This is a genomic window from Micromonospora sp. NPDC007208, from assembly GCF_042869175.1.
GTDB lineage: Bacteria > Actinomycetota > Actinomycetes > Mycobacteriales > Micromonosporaceae > Micromonospora > Micromonospora foliorum.
The window spans coordinates 174,023-190,522 of sequence record NZ_JBIAFG010000007.1 but is presented as its reverse complement, the minus strand read 5'-3'; the positions used below and the strand labels follow the sequence as shown (position 1 = coordinate 190,522).

Genomic DNA, 16,500 nt, shown 5'->3' with positions numbered 1-16,500 from the left:
AACGGCGAACCATCGGGCGAGCTGATGGGCGACACAAAAGGACGATACACGTCGATTGGCTGACGGGTGGGGCATCGATCGGCGTTTCGCCGCCTGTGGTACGGACACCGGTGTGACCGGCCGGTCGTCGGCGGATATTTGCGTGGAGGGCTGTCGGACCGGGCGGTTAGGGTCGGGCGGTGACTTCGGGGCGACCACTTATTCAGGCTCGCGGGCTGGTGAAGCGGTTCGGCGATTTCACCGCCGTGGACGGCATCGACGTCGAGGTGCGCCCGGGTGAGGCGTTCGGCTTCCTCGGGCCCAACGGCGCGGGCAAGTCGTCCACCATGCGGATGGTCGGCTGCATCTCCCCACCCAGCGGCGGCGAGCTGCGCATCCTCGACATGGATCCGGTGGCTGACGGGCCGGCGATCCGGGCGCGCCTCGGGGTGTGCCCCCAGCTGGACAATCTCGATCCGGAGCTGACCGTCCGGGAAAACCTGACCGTCTACGCCCGCTACTTCGGCATCTCCCGGCGGGCGGCCCGGGAGCGCGCCGCCGAGCTGCTCGACTTCGTCCAGTTGACCGAGCGGGCCGACAGCAAGGTCGAGCCGCTGTCCGGTGGCATGAAGCGTCGGCTGACCATCGCCCGCGCGCTTGTCAACGATCCGGAGATCGTGCTGCTCGACGAGCCGACCACCGGGCTCGACCCGCAGGCCCGGCACCTGGTGTGGGAACGGCTGTTCCGACTCAAGCAGCAGGGCGTCACGCTGGTGCTCACCACGCACTACATGGACGAGGCCGAGCAGCTCTGTGACCGCCTGGTGGTGATGGACGGCGGCCGGATCGTCGCGGAGGGCTCACCCCGAGCGTTGATCGAGCAGCACTCGACACGTGAGGTGGTCGAGCTGCGCTTCACCGCCGAGTCACAGGAGCCGTTCGCCGACAAGCTCGACGGGCTGGGGGAGCGGGTCGAGGTGCTGCCCGACCGGGTCCTGCTCTACGTGCCGGACGGTGACGCGGCGGTCGCCGAGGTCACCGCCCTGGGGCTCCAGCCGGCCAACGTGCTGGTCCGGCGCAGCGGCTTGGAGGACGTCTTCCTGCACCTGACCGGCCGCACCCTGGTCGACTGACCGCCCCCGATCACCGCTCGACTGCCTTTGATCTTGGGCGTAACATCGCCGAGCCGAATCAGTGAACTCACCGAGTCGGCTTCCGACCACGGGGGTTTCATGTCTGATCTGGTGACCGCCAACCGACGTCAGGCCGGGCTCACCGCCCTCTACCTGGGCATCTTCGCGATGGTCTGGTTCAGTGTGCCGGCGGCGGAGCAACCGCTTCGCGCCCTGCTCGTGGTGGGCAGCCTCGTCGCACTGCTCACCGCCGTGCTGGGCGGTGTGCTGTCCGCCCGACTGCGGGGTGCCGGCAGCCCTCGGGACCGGGCCGCCGACCGCCCGTACGTGCTCATCGTCGTCGCCGAGTTCGCGGCAGCCGGGCTGGGTGCCGCCGTGCTGGTCGCCGCCGGCTGGTCCGAGTACGTTCCGGTGCTGGTCTGCCTGGTGGTCGGTCTGCACTTCTTCCCGCTCGCCCCGCTCCTGCGGGACCCGCTGCTTCGTCCGCTCGGTGCCGCGCTGTGCCTGGTCGCGGCGCTGGGGCTCGTCACCGGTCTCGCCTCGGGGGTCTCCGCCGGTCTGGTGGTCGGCGTCGGCGCGGGAGTGCTGCTGCTCGCTTACGCCGTGCAGGCGCTGGTCCGCGCGTACCGACCGGCCTGACCTGCTGCCAAACGAATCGCCGTTCAACGGGCGCGGGCCCAGGTGATGAATCGGTCGGTCAGCCGGTCGTGACCGGCCTGGCCGGCGAGGTCCCCGGCCGCCTCGTAGAGCACCGTGGCGAGGTAGATGAGCAGGCCGATCCGGTTCTCGCGGTACTCGCCGAGCAGCGCCAGGCGGGCCGGCGAGCAGGGCCACGCCGCGCCGCAGACCCGGCAGCGCCAGGACGGGCGTGCCGCCACGTGTGGGCGGTACCGGGGCATCAGTGCCCGCCACCGTGCTGAGCCGACCAGGTGAGTCGCACGAGGGAACCTCCGTCGGGTGGGTGGGGAGCGCCCCGGATCGGGGGGTCACGGGGCGCTCCCGGCCTGGTTCCGCCCGCCGTCTGATCCCGTGAGCGGTTCCGCTGCGTGACAGTCTGGTGAGCATCCGACTACGGTGGGAGGTTCCGCACGCCGACGACCAGCGCGTACGGCGGTCGGCCCGGCGCGGTACGGGAATGTACGGAGGTTGTCCGTGGAGAGTTCGTCCATGCTGGAGCACTTCGCCGAGGAACTGCGGCTGTCCCGGGCCACCAGCGGGATGTCGCAGACCGCGCTGGCCGAGGCGTTGAGCTATTCCGGGGCGCTGGTTGCCAAGGTGGAGACATCCGAGCGCCGGCCGAGTCTCGACTTCGCCCGCCGGTGTGACGCCGTGTTCGGGGCCGACGGTCGGTTCGAACGCATCCAGCGGCGGATCAGCCGGGAGGCCGTGGTGCCATGGTTCCGCGACTGGGCCGGCGTCGAGCAGGAAACCACCGCGCTGCGCTCGTTCGAGCCGCTGTGCGTGCCAGGCCTCTTACAGACCGAGGGGTACGCCCGCGCGCTACTGACCGGCGGCGGCTTGTTCGCGGCGGACGAGGTCGAACAGCAGGTGGCAACCCGGATGGACCGTCAGAGACTGCTCACCCGGGACCGGCCGCCGCTGCTCACCGCCGTGATCGACGAGCACGTGCTGCGCCGATCTGTCGGTGGGCCGGAAGTTATGCGCGAGCAAATCCAGCACCTCGTGAAGGTCGGAACGGCATTCCCGAGGGTCCGGATCCAGGTCGTGCCGACTCCCGCCGGTGCTTACGCTGGGCTCGGAGGGCCGTTCGTGATCGCAAGCTCGTCGCAGGGCGAGGACCTTGTCTATCTCGCCGGACAGCGTCACGGGCAGGTCATCGACCGATCCGAGTACGTCCGTCAGATGGTCGAGGTGTGGGAATCGATTCGCGGTGAGGCACTATCGCACGGGCAGTCCCTCGATCTCATGGCGGAAGTGGCGGAGACATGGATTTAACCGGTGCTCGGTGGCGCAAGAGCATTCGTAGCGGCCCGGATGGCGGCAACTGTGTGGAGGTTGCCGCCAACCTGCCCGGGCTGGTGGCCGTCCGCGACTCCAAGGACCCGGTCGGTCCGGTGCTGGTCTTCCCGCCCGACGCGTGGCGGGCGTTCGTCGAGTCCGACGCCGTTCGCCGGTAGACAGCGGCCACGCCGTCCAGATCAACTCGGCTTTCAGGAAGTCGGGGCATCCGGGCGGCTCTGACACCGCGACTTCCTGGAAACCGAGTCGATCAACGAGCGGAGCCCAGGGCGAACGCGGGGAAACCCGGGCGACACGTCGGCGGGGTCGTCGTAGGGTGACCGGCGGTCTGTCGTACCCCGGGGGTAGACAGGTCGTGGTGGCCGGCGCGGCGGGCGGAGTGGTCGGGTGAGTGTGACGGGGTCGGCGCGGTTCCCATGGGTGCCGGCGTACGCGGTGTTCGAGCACTACATGGTGGGTCTGCGCCGCACCTGGCGGGCCGGGGTGTTCTCCTCGTTCCTGTTGCCGGTGCTCACCGTGCTCGGCTTCGGGCTGGGCGTCGGCGCCTACATCGACCAGGGCGTCGGCGGGGTGCGTTACCTCGACTGGCTGGTCCCCGGGCTGATCGCCTCGACCGCCCTCCAGGTGACAGTCGGTGACTCGACCTGGCCGGTGTTCAGCAACTTCCAGTGGGTCAAGACCTACTTCGCGCAGGGCGCGTCGCCGCTGCGGGTGGGTGACATCGTGGCCGGGCACCTGGCCTTCGTGCTGTTCCGGGTGCTCACCACGATTACGGCGTTCCTGCTGGTCACCGGGCTTTTCGGGGCGTTGCGGTCGCCGTGGGCGGTGGCCACCCTGCCGGTGGTGGCGTTGCTCGGGCTGGCCGTCGCCGCGCCGACCTTCGCGTACGCCGCGTCGGTGTCGAGCGACAGTTGGCTCGCGATGCTGTTCCGGTTCGCGGTCATCCCGATGACGCTCTTCGCCGGGGTGTTCTTCCCGGTCGAGTCGTTGCCCGAGGCGCTGCGGTGGCTGGCGTACGCGACGCCGTTGTGGCACGCCGTGGACCTGTGCCGCGCGGCAACGCTCGGCGTCGCCCCACAGTGGTCGATCGCCGGGCACCTGCTCTACCTGGCCGCCTGGGCGGTCGCCGGCTGGTTGCTGGCGGTGCGCGCGTTCCGGCGCAAGCTCGTCGTCTGACAAACCTGAACAGCAACCCGTCGTCTGAAGAGCAAGCAGAGAGGGTGTCGTGGTCACGCTGATCCTGCCCCGACTGGTCGACGTCTCCGCCGCGTCCCGGCGGTCGGCGTCGGTGGTCGAGCGCAACGTCGCGGCGCTGAAGTCGGTCTACTGGCTGCTGCTGCTCTCCGGTTTCGTCGAGCCGCTGCTCTACCTGCTGTCCATCGGGGTGGGCGTCGGCGCGCTGGTCGGCGACCTGCCGCTGCCCGATGGGCGGCTGGTCTCGTACGCCGAGTTCGTGGCCCCGGCGATGCTGGCCTCCTCCGCGATGACCGGGGCGCTCGCGGAGACCACATTCAACTTCTTCGGCAAGATGAAGTACATGAAGCTGTACGACGGGATGATCGCCACCCCGGTACGGCCGTTCGAGATCGCCCTGGGCGAGTTGGGTTGGGCGATGCTGCGGGGCAGTGCCTATTCGGCGGCGTTCCTCGGGGTGATGGTCGCGCTGGACTTGACAAGCGTCACCCGCGCGTTGACCGCCCTTCCGGCCGCGGTGCTGGTCGGGTTCGCGTTCGGGGCGCTCGGCATGGCGATCTCCACCTTCATGCGTAGCTGGCAGGACTTCGACCTGATGGGCTCCGCACAGTTCACGCTCTTCCTCTTCTCCGGCACCTTCGTGCCGGCGCAGGCCTATCCGACAGTGCTGCACTGGCTCGTGGAGGTCACCCCGCTGTACCGGTCGGTGCACCTGATCCGTGGGGTCGCGCTGGGCGGCGGTGGCTGGCTCTGGCTGCTCGACGTGCTCTACCTGCTGGCGATGGTGGCGGTCGGCCTGCTGGTGGCTTCCCGCCGAATGGCGAGGTTGCTCTACAAGTAGGGGTTACCCGCGCCCGTCGACGGGGCATGTCCGGAGGTGACACCGCCGACCAGGAGGAGGGGCGATGGCCTCGGACGAGTCTTCCGCCCAGCGTGAGCGTGAGGGTGATCCCGCCACCACGCCGGTCGGGCCCGACGCGGGCCCGGACAGCCCCACCGACCTGCCCGGCAGTGGGTGGAAGGCGGCGTTGCGCCGGACGATAAGCGAATTCCAGGACGACAGCCTGACCGACTGGGCGGCGGCACTCACCTACTACGGGGTGCTGTCCATCTTCCCCGGTGTGCTGGTGCTGATCTCCCTGCTCGGCCTGCTCGGCGAGAGCGCCACCGAGGGCGTCAGGGACACCGTCAACCAGGCGGTGCCGAACGACAGCATCCAGAAGATCATCGAAGGCGCGATCGACACCGCCCAACGGAACGGCGGCCTGGCCAGCATCGCGGCGATCATCGGTCTGCTGGCCGCGTTCTGGTCCGCCTCCGGTTACATCGGCGCGTTCATGCGCGCCTCCAACACCATCTACGACGTGCCGGAGGGGCGGCCGATCTGGAAGACGCTCCCGATCCGGCTCGGCGTGACCGCGGTGGTCGGGGTGCTGCTGCTGGTCAGCGCGGTGATAGTGGTCTTCACCGGGCGTCTCGCCGAATCGGTCGGCGACGTGATCGGGTTGGGCTCAACGGCCGTCACGGTGTGGGACGTCGCCAAGTGGCCAGTCCTGCTGATCCTGGTCAGCCTGATGTTCGCGATCCTCTACTGGGCCTCACCGAACGCGCGGCACGGCGGCTTCCGCTGGGTCAGCCCGGGCGGGGTGCTGGCCGTGGTGATCTGGCTGGTGATCTCCGGCCTGTTCGCCTTCTACGTGAGCAACTTCGGTTCGTACAACAAGACGTACGGGACGCTGGCCGGGGTGATCATCTTCCTGGTCTGGCTCTGGCTGAGCAACATCGCGATCCTGTTGGGGGCGGAGTTCGACGCGGAGTTGGAGCGCGGTCGCGCCATCTCGGCCGGTCACGCGGTGGACGACGAGCCGTACGTCGAGCTGCGCGACGACCGCAAGCTCAAGAAGAAGCGCAACGCCGGGGGTCGCCGCTGACGGTCCCGCGCCAAACGCCCCGCCACCGAGGATCGGCTGGCGGGGCGTTTGCGTGTCCGTCGATGGAACTGGGGGCGAGGGGCCACGGGCGGTCCGTGATCCTTTCCTTGATCGACTAGTAGCTTTTGTTCTTTCGGACAAAAGTTGGTCGCAAAACGGTTGAAGCTCTGGACAGGCGGCGTGGAACGCTCTTACTGTGTCGGACACAACACATCGGCATTGCGTCGATGTGAACGCTGCCAAAGAAGAGGGGGCCCCGGGTGCGCACCGTCGACCCCCTACACGTGCGACTTTTGCGGTTGCTCCGCGACGAGGGCGCCGTGTCCCGGGCCGAGCTGGGCGACCGACTCCAGATGCCGCGTCCACGCATGCTGGCCGAGCTGGATCGCCTGGTGACACTGGGTTACGTCGCCGAGGCCGGGCTCGCCGCCTCCCGAGGCGGGCGTCGCTCGACGCTCGTCGAGCTGAACCCGAAGCTCCGCTTCGCCGCCGTCGACCTCGGTGCCAGTTCGATGGACGTCGAGGTGGTCAACGGCCGCCTCGAACCGGTGGCCCACTACGCCGAGGCAGCCGACATCCGCAACGGCCCGAAGGTGACCCTGCAACGGGTCAACGAGCTGTTGCACAAGGCCCGGGTCGACGGCGCGTACGAGCGACTGGACGCGGTCGGCATCGGCGTGCCCGGCCCGGTCAGCTTCCGCGACGGCGTTCCGGTCTCACCACCGATCATGCCGGGCTGGGACCGGTACCCGGTGCGTGAGCTGCTCAGCCGGGAGCACGGCTGCCCGGCGGTGGTCGACAACGACGTCAACATCATGGCGATCGGCGAACGGCACGGCGGGGTGGCCCACTCGGTGGACGACTTCCTCTTCGTGAAGATCGGCACCGGCATCGGGTGCGGCATCTACCTCACCGGCGAGGTGTACCGGGGCACCGACGGCTGTGCCGGCGACATCGGCCACATCCAGGTCGACTCGCACGGCCCGATGTGTTCCTGCGGCAACGTCGGCTGCCTGGAGGCGCTGTTCAGCGGTGCCGCGCTGGCCAAGGACGCCGCTGCCGCCGCCCGCAGTGGGACGTCGCCGGCGCTGGCCGAGCGGCTGGCCCTGCGCGGTGTGGTGACCGCGTTGGACGTCGCCGAGGGCGCCGTCGAGGGCGACGTGACCTGCATCCAGCTGATCCGGGACGGCGGACGGCGGGTCGGCGGCGTGCTCGCCGGCCTGGTCAGCTTCACCAACCCGTCGATGATCGTGATCGGCGGTGGGCTGGCCCAACTGGGCCACATCCTGCTCGCCGAGATCCGCAGTGTGGTCTACCGCCGGTCACTGCCGCTGGCCACCGGCAACCTTCCCGTCGTCCTGTCCGAGCTGGGCGGCCGTGCCGGTGTCACCGGCGCGGCGGTGCTCGCGAGCGACGTCGCCTTCGGGGAAGCCGCATGAAGCTGTTCGAGATTCCGTCGTGAGCGAGGAGGAGACTGTGGCTCTGCCCGAGGATGACCCCGCCACCGCGTCGGCCGAGGCCGTCGCCGAGGCGCCGCTGGTCGAGGCTCCCGCCGACACCGTCGCGGGCGAGGTGGTCCTGCGCCTCACCGATGTGGTGAAGACCTTCCCCGGCGTACGCGCGCTCGACGGCGTGCAGCTGGAGGTGCGTGCCGGCGAGGTGCACTGCCTGCTCGGGCAGAACGGCGCCGGTAAGTCCACCCTCATCAAGGTGCTCGCCGGGGTACACCAACCGGATTCCGGGCAGGTGGAGTGGCGCGGTGAGCCGGCCACGTTCACCAACCCGCAGGCCGCCATGAAGGCCGGCATCGCCACGATCTACCAGGAGCTCGACCTCGTCGAGGATCTGTCGGTCGCGGAGAACGCGTTCCTCGGGCACGAGTACCGCAGCTTCGGGTTCGTCCGGCGCGGCCGGATGGCCCGGCACACCCGGCAGATCCTCAGCCGGCTCGGCCACGGTGAGATTCCGCCGGGGCGGATGGTCCGGTCACTGCCGGCGGCGGGCAAGCAGATCGTCAGCATGGCGCGTGCGCTGTCGCACGAGGCCCGACTGATCATCATGGACGAGCCGAGCGCGGTGCTGGCCCACGACGAGGTCGGCAACCTGTTCCGGATCATCCGTGAGCTGACCGCGCAGGGCATCGCCGTCATCTACATCTCCCACCGGCTGGAGGAGATCCGCGAGATCGGCGACCGGGTCACCGTACTCAAGGACGGCCGGACCACGGCGGCGAACCTGCCGGCGCGCGACACCCCGACCCGCGACCTGGTGAGCCGGATGACCGGCCGCACCATCGAGTACGTCTTCCCGGACCGGCCGACCGAGGACTCCGCCGGTGCCGACCTGCTCCAGGTGGAGGGGTTGACCCGCACGGGCGAGTTCGCCGACGTCTCGCTGAGCGTGCGCGCCGGAGAGATCGTGGGCATCGCCGGGCTGGTCGGCTCCGGTCGTTCCGAACTGCTGGAGACGATCTACGGTGCCCGCCTCCCGGAGGCCGGCACGGTGCGGATGGACGGAAAGGCCCTACGTCCCGGCGTCGGCGCGGCGGTTCGCGCCGGCATGGGGATGGCCCCGGAGGAACGCAAGAGCCAGGCGCTGCTGCTCGGCGAGCCGATCTACCGCAACGTCACGCTTGCCACCTTCGGTCGGTACGCGCGGCTCGGCTTCACCAACGCCAGCAAGGAACGCGCCGAGGCGGACCGGATCGCGGAGACCCTGGAGCTGCGGCCCCGGGACGTCGACCGGCCGGTACGCACGCTGTCCGGCGGCAACCAGCAGAAGGTGGTGGTCGGGCGTTGGCTGCTCGGCGGCACCAAGTTGCTGCTTCTCGACGAGCCGACCCGGGGCGTGGACGTGGGCGCCCGGGCCGAGCTCTACCAGGTCATCCGGGCATTGGCCGCTCAGGGCGTGGGGGTGCTGCTGGTCTCCAGCGAGGTGCCCGAGGTGCTGGGTCTGGCCGACCGGGTGCTGGTGATGCGGGAAGGGCGGGTCGTCCGCGAAGCCGCGGCCGGCGAACTCGACGAGAACACTGTGCTTGACCTCGTGATGGCGGGGTCCTTGATGGAAGGCGCACCGGCATGAGCGACGCGACTCCCACTCCCACCGCGACACCGGAGCGCCCGCAGCTTCCGGCGCAGTCGCCGCCGGTGGACCCGGCGGAGACGGCGGTGGCCCATAACAAGGCAGGATCCGGGGGCAAGCTCTCCTGGTGGCGGGGTGACGGTGGCGACGGCGCCAAGCGCAACCTCGGTCTGATCGGGGTGCTGGCCGCGCTCATCGTGGTCGGCGCGGTCACCAAGCCCGACCTGTACGGCGACCCGAACTGGGTCTGGAACAACGTCCTGGCCATCCTCCAGCTGGCCTCGGTGGTCGGCGTGGTCACGGTCGGGATGACCTTCGTGATCATCGGTGGTGGCATCGACCTGTCGGTAGGCGCGATCGTCGCGCTGGCCGGGGTCTGGTGCACCACTGTGGCCACCCAGAGCTACGGCGCCGGCGGCATGATCTTCGCCGCCCTCGCGGTCGGCATCTGCGTCGGCCTCGTCAACGGTGTGCTCATCTCGTACGGGCGGCTGGTTCCCTTCATCGCGACGCTCGCGATGCTGGTGGCCGCGCGTGGGCTCGCGGCGTCGATCTCCAACAAGCAGACCCAGGTGTCGAGCAGCACCTTCATCAACGACATCGCGGCGCGCAAGGTGATCGGGATCCCGATCCTCGTCTACATCCTCGGCGCGGTAGTGCTGGCCGGTTGGGTCGTGCTCAACCGCACGACCTTCGGCCGGCGGACCATCGCCGTCGGCGGTAACCCGGAGGCGGCGCGGTTGGCCGGCATCAACGTCCGGCGGCACACCATGTTGCTCTACGCGCTCTCCGGTCTCTGCTGCGGCATCGCCGCGATCATGCTCACCTCGCAGGCGACCTCGGCGCAGGCGGCGATGGCCAACCTGTACGAGTTGGACGCGATCGCCGCGGCGATCATCGGTGGGACGTTGCTCAGCGGCGGTCGGGGCACGATCGTCGGCTCGCTGCTCGGCGTCATCATCTTCGCCACCATCACGAACCTCTTCGCCATCAACGGCCTCTCCATCGAGGCGCAGAACATGGTCAAGGGCGGCATCATCGTCGCCGCCGTCCTGGTCCAGCAGTTCCAGTTCAAGTCAGTCACTCGGCTCCTCGCGCGGAACAGGGTCACCACCGCAACCTGACGCACCGCACCGTTGTCCTGGCGACGTCGAGACATTCGACGCTGGCCGGGCCTCGCACACCCTCAATAGGTCAAATCCCGCTCCCAGGAGGTCATTCATGACCCAGCACAGTCGCGACCTGTCGCGCCGCCGGTTGCTCTTCGGTGGAGCCGCAGTGGGCGCTGCCACCCTCCTCACCGCCTGCACCAGCAACGACACCCCGGCCGCCAGCACCCAGACCAAGGCCGCCGGAAACAGTGAAGGCAACAACGCCCCCGGCAAGAAGGTCGTCATCGGCTTCTCCGCGCCGGCCGCCGACCACGGCTGGATGGGCGCGATCCACGCCAACGCCAAGGCCCAGGCCGCGGCGTACTCGGACGTGGAGTTCAAGGAGGTCGACGGTGGGTCGAACTCCGAGGCCCAGCGCTCCACGCTCGGCACGCTGATCGCCCAGAAGCCGGACATCATCGTCGTGCTGCCGCACGACGGCAAGGAGGTCAACGCCGTTGCCCTCCAGGCGATGCAGGCGGGCATCCCGATCGTGAACCTCGACCGGGCGTTCCCCGACGCGCTGGCCTCGCGGCTGGTCATCAAGGGCGACAACTACGGCATGGGCGTCTCGGCCGGGCACTACATCGGCAAGATGCTCAAGGACAAGGGCGTCGCCAACCCGGTCATCGGTGAGATCGCCGGTCTGGAGATCCCGCTGACCGTCGAGCGCAGCGAGGGCTTCAAGGCCGCCCTGGCGACGTACGGGTTCAAGGTGACCAACCGTCGCTCGGCCGAGTTCACCTCGGACAGCGGCCAGCGTGAGGCGTCCCAGCTGCTCCAGGCGCTGCCGAAGATCGACGCCATCTGGAACCACGACGACGACCAGGGCATCGGTGTGCTCGCGGCCATCAAGCAGGCCAACCGGTCGGAGTTCTTCATGGTCGGCGGCGCGGGCTCCAAGCTCGCGATCGACGCGATCAAGGCCGACAACACCGTGCTGAAGGCCACTGTCACCTACAACCCGTCGATGGCCTCCTCGGCGGTCTCGCTCGCGCGGCTCATCGCGCAGGGTCGGGGCCTGGGCGACCTGACGGAGCTGCAGGTGCCCAAGGAAGTGACCCTGGCCTCGGAGACGATCACCAAGGAGAACGCGAGCAGCTACGACAAGCTCGGGTTCTGACATACCGGGGGGAGACCCACCTTGTCCACGACAGACAAAGAACTGCGGGTCGGCATGGTCGGCTACGCGTTCATGGGCGCCGCGCACTCACAGGCGTGGCGCACCGTGAACCGCGTCTTCGACCTGCCGGCGCGGGCCCGGATGGCGTTGATCTGCGGCCGAGACACAGCGAAGGTGGCCGAGGCCGCCGACACACTCGGCTGGGACGCGTACACCACCGACTGGCGTGACCTGATCAACCGGGACGATATCGACGTCGTCGACATCTGTACCCCGGGCGACAGCCACGCCGAGATCGCTCTCGCCGCGTTGGCCGCGGGCAAGCACGTTCTGTGCGAGAAGCCGTTGGCCAACTCGGTGGAGGAGGCACGGGCGATGACCGCCGCGGCGGACGTCGCCCGGGCCACCGGAGTGCGGTCGATGTGCGGGTTCAACTACCGCCGGGTCCCCGCGGTCACGATGATGCGCCAGTTGGTCGCCGACGGACGGCTCGGGGTGATTCGACACGTCCGTGCGACGTACCTGCAGGACTGGATCGTGGACCCGCAGTTCCCGCTGGTCTGGCGGTTGCAGAAGGACAGGGCGGGCTCCGGCGCGCTCGGTGACATCGGTGCGCACATCATCGACCTGACCCAGTTCGTCACGGGTCAGCGGATCAGCGGCGTCAGCGCGGTCACCGAGACCTTCGTCAAGGAGCGGCCGTTGCCGGCCGAGTCGAGCGGTCTGGCGGCCTCGGTGGACGGCCACACGGCGCCCACCGGGACGGTCACCGTCGACGACGCCGCGGTCTTCGTGGCGCGGCTCGACGGTGGCGCCCTGGCCACGTACGAGGCGAGCCGGTTCGCGACCGGCCGTAAGAACGCGCTGCGTGTCGAGATCAACGGCTCGCTGGGCAGCGTGGTCTTCGACCTGGAGCGCCTCAACGAGCTGGAGTTCTACGACGCGACCCGTCCGGCCGTGGAGCAGGGCTTCAGCCGCATCCTGGTGACCGAGGGCGAGCACCCGTACATGTCGGCGTGGTGGCCCCCGGGCCACATCATCGGCTACGAGCACTCCTTCACGCACGAGATGCGCGACTTCATCGAGGCGGTCGCCACCGGCGTCGACCCGACTCCCTCCTTTGCCGACGCGTTGCAGGTCCAGTTGGTGCTGGACGCGGTGGCCCGTTCGGCGGAGCTCGGCTCCTCCTGGGCCGAGGTGGAACCGACGCTGACCGCGGCCGCTGTCTGACCATCGACCATCCGCGACGGCGGTGTTCGCACCGCCGTCGCCCGACCGGCTTTCCGAAGCCGACCGGCGAGGGACCAGCCACGGATTGCGCCCCGTGGCCGGGCCAGAGGTCGGTTTCGGAGAGCGTGCAGCCGGGCCGTACGGCCCGGTGGCGCACGAGCAGGACGGTCGTCCGGTGCGACCGGACCGGGATTCCCCGGCCGCACCGGAGGACCGCCACCACCGGTGACGTTCCGGAGGACCTGATGACACCGCCCGCCGCTGCCCCCACCCGTACCGCACCCGCTCGCCGGTTCCCGGCGGGTCGTGGTTCGGTCGGTTCTCCGGTGGGCGCGGCGGCCTGAGACGCCCGGCCGGGGCATGCCAGACGCCCCGACCGGCCGGATGCGGGGGAGGCAGGGTCGAGACGCCGACCCGACCCTGCCTACCAGCCCCGTCTGCTCGCACCTGCCGGGATCCGGTCCGGCGTCGTCGCCGCCGACGCCGACGTCGGAAGCCGGTGCTGTCCCGGTGCGGGGCGGGCGGACGGGGCCCATCCACCCGGCCCGAAACTTTCCGAAACCTGGCCGTATCTTTCCGAAACATATTCTGATATTCCTATATTTAGCGGTACCGACGGTTCCTCGTGGACGGGGAAGGAGCACCATGCGAACAGGTGTCTGGCTGGTAGGAGCGCGCGGATCCGTCGCGACCACCAGCATCGTCGGGGGGCTCGCGCTGCGGGCCGGCCTGGCCGGGCCCACCGGCTGCGTCACCGAGCTTCCCGAGCTGCGTGGCCCGGCCCTGCCCGCCTTCGCCGATCTGGTCTTCGGCGGTCACGACCTGGCCACCACCCCGCTGTGCAAGCGCGCCGAGGCCCTCGCTGACGCCGGTGTCATCCCCTGGCGGCTGGTCGCCGCGCTCCGCGACGAGCTGGGCGTCGTCGAGCAGGAGTTGCGCCCCGCACCGACCGGCGTCACCCAGGCCGATCGGGCCGCCGCCGTGGTCCGCGACCTCACCAGCTTCCGCGAGCGACACGACCTGGACCGGGTGGTGGTGGTCAACGTCTCCGCCACCGAGCCGGCCCCCGCACCGCACCCCGGGCACGCCGACCCGGCCGCGCTGCGCGCAGCCCTCGACGGGCCGGACGAGGTGCTGCCGGTCAGCTCCCTCTACGCCTACGCGGCGGTGCTCGCCGGCTGCCCGTACGTCGACTTCACCCCGTCCACCGGGCTGCGGCTGCCGGCGCTGGCCGCGCTGGCCGAGGAAGCCCGACTGCCGTACGCCGGGCACGACGGCAAGACCGGGGAGACCCTGGTCAAGTCGGTGCTCGCGCCGATGTTCGCGATGCGCAACCTGGACGTGCGCTCCTGGTCCGGAACCAACCTGCTCGGCGGTGGCGACGGCGCCACCCTCGCCGACCCGGCCGCGAACGCGGCGAAGGTGCAGAGCAAGCAGCGGGTGCTCGGCGAGACGCTGGGCTACGTGCCGCAGGGCGGCACCCGCATCGAGTACGTCGAGGACCTGGGCGATTTCAAGACCGCCTGGGATCTGATCACCTTCAGCGGTTTCCTCGGCACCGGCATGCGGATGGAGTTCACCTGGCACGGCTGCGACTCCGCGCTGGCCGCGCCGCTGGTGCTCGACCTGGCCCGACTCACCGCCGCCGCGCACGCCGCCGGCCAGGTGGGGCCGCTGGCCGACCTGGGCTTCTTCTTCAAGGACCCGCTGGGCTCGCCCACCCACTCGCTGGGCGAGCAGTGGGCCCGGCTGACCGCCTTCACCCGGAACCTGCACGACGGCGGGGACGGTGTTCATGACAACGTTGGCTGATCTCGCCGAGCTGGTCCGGGCACCGGCCGCGCTCTCGGTGCCCGGCGACGTGATCGCCGGAGCCGCGGCGGCCGGCGCGTTGAGCCCGCGTACCCCTGCCCTGGCCGGCGCCTCGGTGCTGCTCTACTGGGCCGGCATGGCCGCAAACGACTGGGCCGACCGGCGCCTGGACGCCGAGGAACGACCCGAGCGGCCGATCCCGAGCGGGCGGGTCACCCCGGCCGCCGCGGTCGGTCTCGCGGCGGGCCTCACGGCCGCCGGCGTGGGCCTGGCCGCCGCCGTGGGCGGTCGCCGCGCCGCCGCGCTCGCCGTGCCGCTGGCCGCCACCATCTGGGGGTACGACCTGCTGGCCAAGAACACCGCAGCCGGCCCGGCCGTGATGGCCGCCTGTCGGGGGCTGGACGTGCTGCTCGGCGCGTCCGGCGGCCGGATGACCCGGGCGTTGCCGGCGGCGGCGACCGTCGCCGCGCACACCTGGACGGTCACCGCGCTGTCCCGCCGGGAGGTCACCGGCGCCGACGCCACCCTGCCGATGCGTACCCTCGCCGGCACCGCGTTGGTCGCCGCCAGTGCCGCCGTCGCCGTGCCGGGCACCCGACGCGCCGCCGCCCGAACGGCGGACCGGGCCGGGGCCACCGACCGGGCCGACGCGGTCCACGAGGTCGCGGTACGCCCGGCTCGCAGCCGCTCGGCCACGATCGCCGCGGTGCTGCCCGCCGTGCTGGCCGGTTGGTACGCCGCCCGGTACGGCGCGGCCCAGGCCGAGGTCGTCCGCGACCCGTCGGCCGGACGGGTCCGCGCGGCCGTCGGCGCCGGGATCACCGGGCTGCCCGCCCTCCAGGGGGCCCTCACCGCACGCGGTGGAGCGGGCCTGCTCGGGGTGGCCGTCGCGGCGGCAGCGCCGCTGGGCCGACGGTTGGCCCGGAAGGTCTCCCCGACATGAGCGTTCCCCAGCCCCGGCCGGGCGCGCCGGCCGCCGACGCCACGACGCTGCGCCTCGGGTACGGCACGAACGGCTTCGCCAACCACCGTCTCGACGACGCGCTCGCCGTCATCGCCGATCTCGGCTACGACGGGGTGGCGCTCACCCTGGACCACGACCACCTGGACCCGTTCGCGCCCGGGCTCACCCGCCGGGTCGCCGCTGTCGCTCGACGGTTGGAGTCGCTGGGCCTGGCGGTGGTCATCGAGACCGGGGCCCGTTACCTGCTCGACCCGTGGCAGAAGCACGCCCCGACGTTGCTGCACGACGACCCGACCCGGCGGATCGAGTTCCTGCGCCGGGCCGTGCGGATCGGCGCCGACCTGGGCGCGGAGGCTGTCTCGTTCTGGGCCGGTGTCCGACCCGAGGCGGTGTCACCGCAGTGCGCCTGGGACCGGCTGGTGGCCGGCTGCGCCACAGTGGTCGACGCGGCCGACACCGCCGGCGTCACCCTCGGCTTCGAACCGGAGCCGGGCATGTTGGTGCAGGACATCGCGGACTGGCGTCGGCTGCACGCCGCTCTCGACGGCCCGGCCCGCTTCGGCATCACCCTCGACATCGGCCACTGCCGGTGCCTGGAGCCCTGGCCGGTGCCGCAGTGCGTCGCCGAGGTGGCCGATCACCTGGTCAACGTGCAGATCGACGACATGCGCCGGGGTGTGCACGAGCACCTGGAGTTCGGCGTCGGCGAGATCGACTTCCCGCCGGTGCTGGCCGCGCTGCGCGACGCCGGCTACCGCGGCCTGGTCGCCGTCGAGCTGCCCCGCGACTCGCACGCCGCACCCGCCGTGGCCGCCCGGTCGATCGAGTTCCTGCGTGCCGCCGCACAGGCCGGCCGCACGAAGGACGAACTGCCCGCAGACATTCCTGGGGTGCCTGCGTAGCAACAAGGGGAGGAGACGGG

Annotated in this window: 16 protein-coding genes; 15 read left to right on the top strand and 1 reads right to left on the bottom strand. The window is 70.6% G+C overall.

From position 1 onward, the window contains the following. The first annotated feature begins 179 nt into the window (after positions 1-179). Positions 180-1,112, top strand: a complete 933-nt coding sequence (locus ACFYL6_RS17005; protein WP_387172065.1) for an ABC transporter ATP-binding protein — start codon at positions 180-182, stop codon at positions 1,110-1,112. 99 nt (positions 1,113-1,211) lie between these two features. Further along, the gene (locus tag ACFYL6_RS17000) at positions 1,212-1,751 is read left to right on the top strand and encodes a hypothetical protein (protein WP_387172063.1); all 540 of its coding nucleotides are present in this window, start codon (positions 1,212-1,214) and stop codon (positions 1,749-1,751) included. 23 nt (positions 1,752-1,774) lie between these two features. Here ACFYL6_RS17000 and ACFYL6_RS16995 read toward each other — a convergent pair whose 3' ends face one another. Continuing rightward, on the bottom strand, positions 1,775-1,990 hold the full coding sequence (locus ACFYL6_RS16995; RefSeq protein ID WP_387172061.1) for a flavin reductase: 216 nt from the start codon (positions 1,988-1,990) through the stop codon (positions 1,775-1,777). A gap of 289 nt (positions 1,991-2,279) precedes the next feature. Between ACFYL6_RS16995 and ACFYL6_RS16990 the strand changes: the two genes are divergently transcribed. From ACFYL6_RS16990 to ACFYL6_RS16930, 13 genes are all read left to right on the top strand, one after another. Further along, positions 2,280-3,068: a Scr1 family TA system antitoxin-like transcriptional regulator gene (locus tag ACFYL6_RS16990; protein ID WP_387172059.1), complete on the top strand. Its 789-nt coding sequence runs from the start codon at positions 2,280-2,282 to the stop codon at positions 3,066-3,068. Beyond that, complete coding sequence (locus ACFYL6_RS16985; RefSeq protein WP_387172057.1) at positions 3,059-3,250, top strand: DUF397 domain-containing protein; 192 nt, start codon at positions 3,059-3,061, stop codon at positions 3,248-3,250. Before ACFYL6_RS16990 ends, ACFYL6_RS16985 begins: the two co-directional genes overlap by 10 nt. Positions 3,251-3,542: 292 nt before the next feature. Next, the gene (locus ACFYL6_RS16980; protein ID WP_387172255.1) at positions 3,543-4,268 is read left to right on the top strand and encodes an ABC transporter permease; all 726 of its coding nucleotides are present in this window, start codon (positions 3,543-3,545) and stop codon (positions 4,266-4,268) included. 49 nt (positions 4,269-4,317) lie between these two features. Beyond that, entirely contained in the window at positions 4,318-5,127 is an 810-nt protein-coding gene (locus ACFYL6_RS16975) for an ABC transporter permease (RefSeq protein ID WP_387172055.1), read from the top strand. A gap of 64 nt (positions 5,128-5,191) precedes the next feature. Further along, complete coding sequence (locus ACFYL6_RS16970; RefSeq protein ID WP_387172053.1) at positions 5,192-6,217, top strand: YihY/virulence factor BrkB family protein; 1,026 nt, start codon at positions 5,192-5,194, stop codon at positions 6,215-6,217. A 260-nt stretch (positions 6,218-6,477) separates the two neighbouring features. Beyond that, the gene (locus ACFYL6_RS16965) at positions 6,478-7,656 is read left to right on the top strand and encodes an ROK family protein (protein WP_238661839.1); all 1,179 of its coding nucleotides are present in this window, start codon (positions 6,478-6,480) and stop codon (positions 7,654-7,656) included. Between the two features lie 133 nt (positions 7,657-7,789). Beyond that, positions 7,790-9,298: a sugar ABC transporter ATP-binding protein gene (locus ACFYL6_RS16960; RefSeq protein WP_387172253.1), complete on the top strand. Its 1,509-nt coding sequence runs from the start codon at positions 7,790-7,792 to the stop codon at positions 9,296-9,298. Further along, positions 9,295-10,422 (top strand): ABC transporter permease, encoded by a 1,128-nt coding sequence (locus ACFYL6_RS16955; protein ID WP_366631372.1) that lies wholly within the window; start codon positions 9,295-9,297, stop codon positions 10,420-10,422. The genes ACFYL6_RS16960 and ACFYL6_RS16955 overlap by 4 nt, the downstream gene beginning before the upstream one ends. 97 nt (positions 10,423-10,519) lie before the next feature. Next, positions 10,520-11,572, top strand: coding sequence for a substrate-binding domain-containing protein (locus ACFYL6_RS16950; protein ID WP_387172051.1), 1,053 nt, complete (start codon positions 10,520-10,522; stop codon positions 11,570-11,572). Between the two features lie 54 nt (positions 11,573-11,626). Further along, on the top strand, positions 11,627-12,802 hold the full coding sequence (locus tag ACFYL6_RS16945) for a Gfo/Idh/MocA family protein (RefSeq protein ID WP_387172251.1): 1,176 nt from the start codon (positions 11,627-11,629) through the stop codon (positions 12,800-12,802). A gap of 645 nt (positions 12,803-13,447) precedes the next feature. Continuing rightward, entirely contained in the window at positions 13,448-14,614 is a 1,167-nt protein-coding gene (locus ACFYL6_RS16940) for an inositol-3-phosphate synthase (protein ID WP_387172049.1), read from the top strand. After that, complete coding sequence (locus ACFYL6_RS16935; protein WP_387172047.1) at positions 14,598-15,557, top strand: SCO3242 family prenyltransferase; 960 nt, start codon at positions 14,598-14,600, stop codon at positions 15,555-15,557. The genes ACFYL6_RS16940 and ACFYL6_RS16935 overlap by 17 nt, the downstream gene beginning before the upstream one ends. Further along, a complete protein-coding gene (locus ACFYL6_RS16930; RefSeq protein WP_387172046.1) occupies positions 15,554-16,480 on the top strand; it encodes a sugar phosphate isomerase/epimerase family protein in 927 nt (308 codons plus the stop codon). Before ACFYL6_RS16935 ends, ACFYL6_RS16930 begins: the two co-directional genes overlap by 4 nt. Positions 16,481-16,500: the final 20 nt, after the last annotated feature.

Excerpts from the sequence above, each read along its gene's own strand:
- ACFYL6_RS16985 (WP_387172057.1), top strand. The coding sequence starts at position 3,059 with ATGGATTTAACCGGTGCTCGGTGGCGCAAGAGCATTCGTAGCGGCCCG.
- ACFYL6_RS16990 (WP_387172059.1), top strand. The coding sequence starts at position 2,280 with ATGCTGGAGCACTTCGCCGAGGAACTGCGGCTGTCCCGGGCCACCAGC.
- ACFYL6_RS17000 (WP_387172063.1), top strand. The coding sequence starts at position 1,212 with ATGTCTGATCTGGTGACCGCCAACCGACGTCAGGCCGGGCTCACCGCC.
- ACFYL6_RS16935 (WP_387172047.1), top strand. The coding sequence starts at position 14,598 with ATGACAACGTTGGCTGATCTCGCCGAGCTGGTCCGGGCACCGGCCGCG.
- ACFYL6_RS16970 (WP_387172053.1), top strand. The coding sequence starts at position 5,192 with ATGGCCTCGGACGAGTCTTCCGCCCAGCGTGAGCGTGAGGGTGATCCC.
- ACFYL6_RS16945 (WP_387172251.1), top strand. The coding sequence starts at position 11,627 with ATGGTCGGCTACGCGTTCATGGGCGCCGCGCACTCACAGGCGTGGCGC.
- ACFYL6_RS16955 (WP_366631372.1), top strand. The coding sequence starts at position 9,295 with ATGAGCGACGCGACTCCCACTCCCACCGCGACACCGGAGCGCCCGCAG.
- ACFYL6_RS16940 (WP_387172049.1), top strand. The coding sequence starts at position 13,448 with ATGCGAACAGGTGTCTGGCTGGTAGGAGCGCGCGGATCCGTCGCGACC.
- ACFYL6_RS16930 (WP_387172046.1), top strand. The coding sequence starts at position 15,554 with ATGAGCGTTCCCCAGCCCCGGCCGGGCGCGCCGGCCGCCGACGCCACG.
- ACFYL6_RS16950 (WP_387172051.1), top strand. The coding sequence starts at position 10,520 with ATGACCCAGCACAGTCGCGACCTGTCGCGCCGCCGGTTGCTCTTCGGT.
- ACFYL6_RS16980 (WP_387172255.1), top strand. The coding sequence starts at position 3,543 with ATGGTGGGTCTGCGCCGCACCTGGCGGGCCGGGGTGTTCTCCTCGTTC.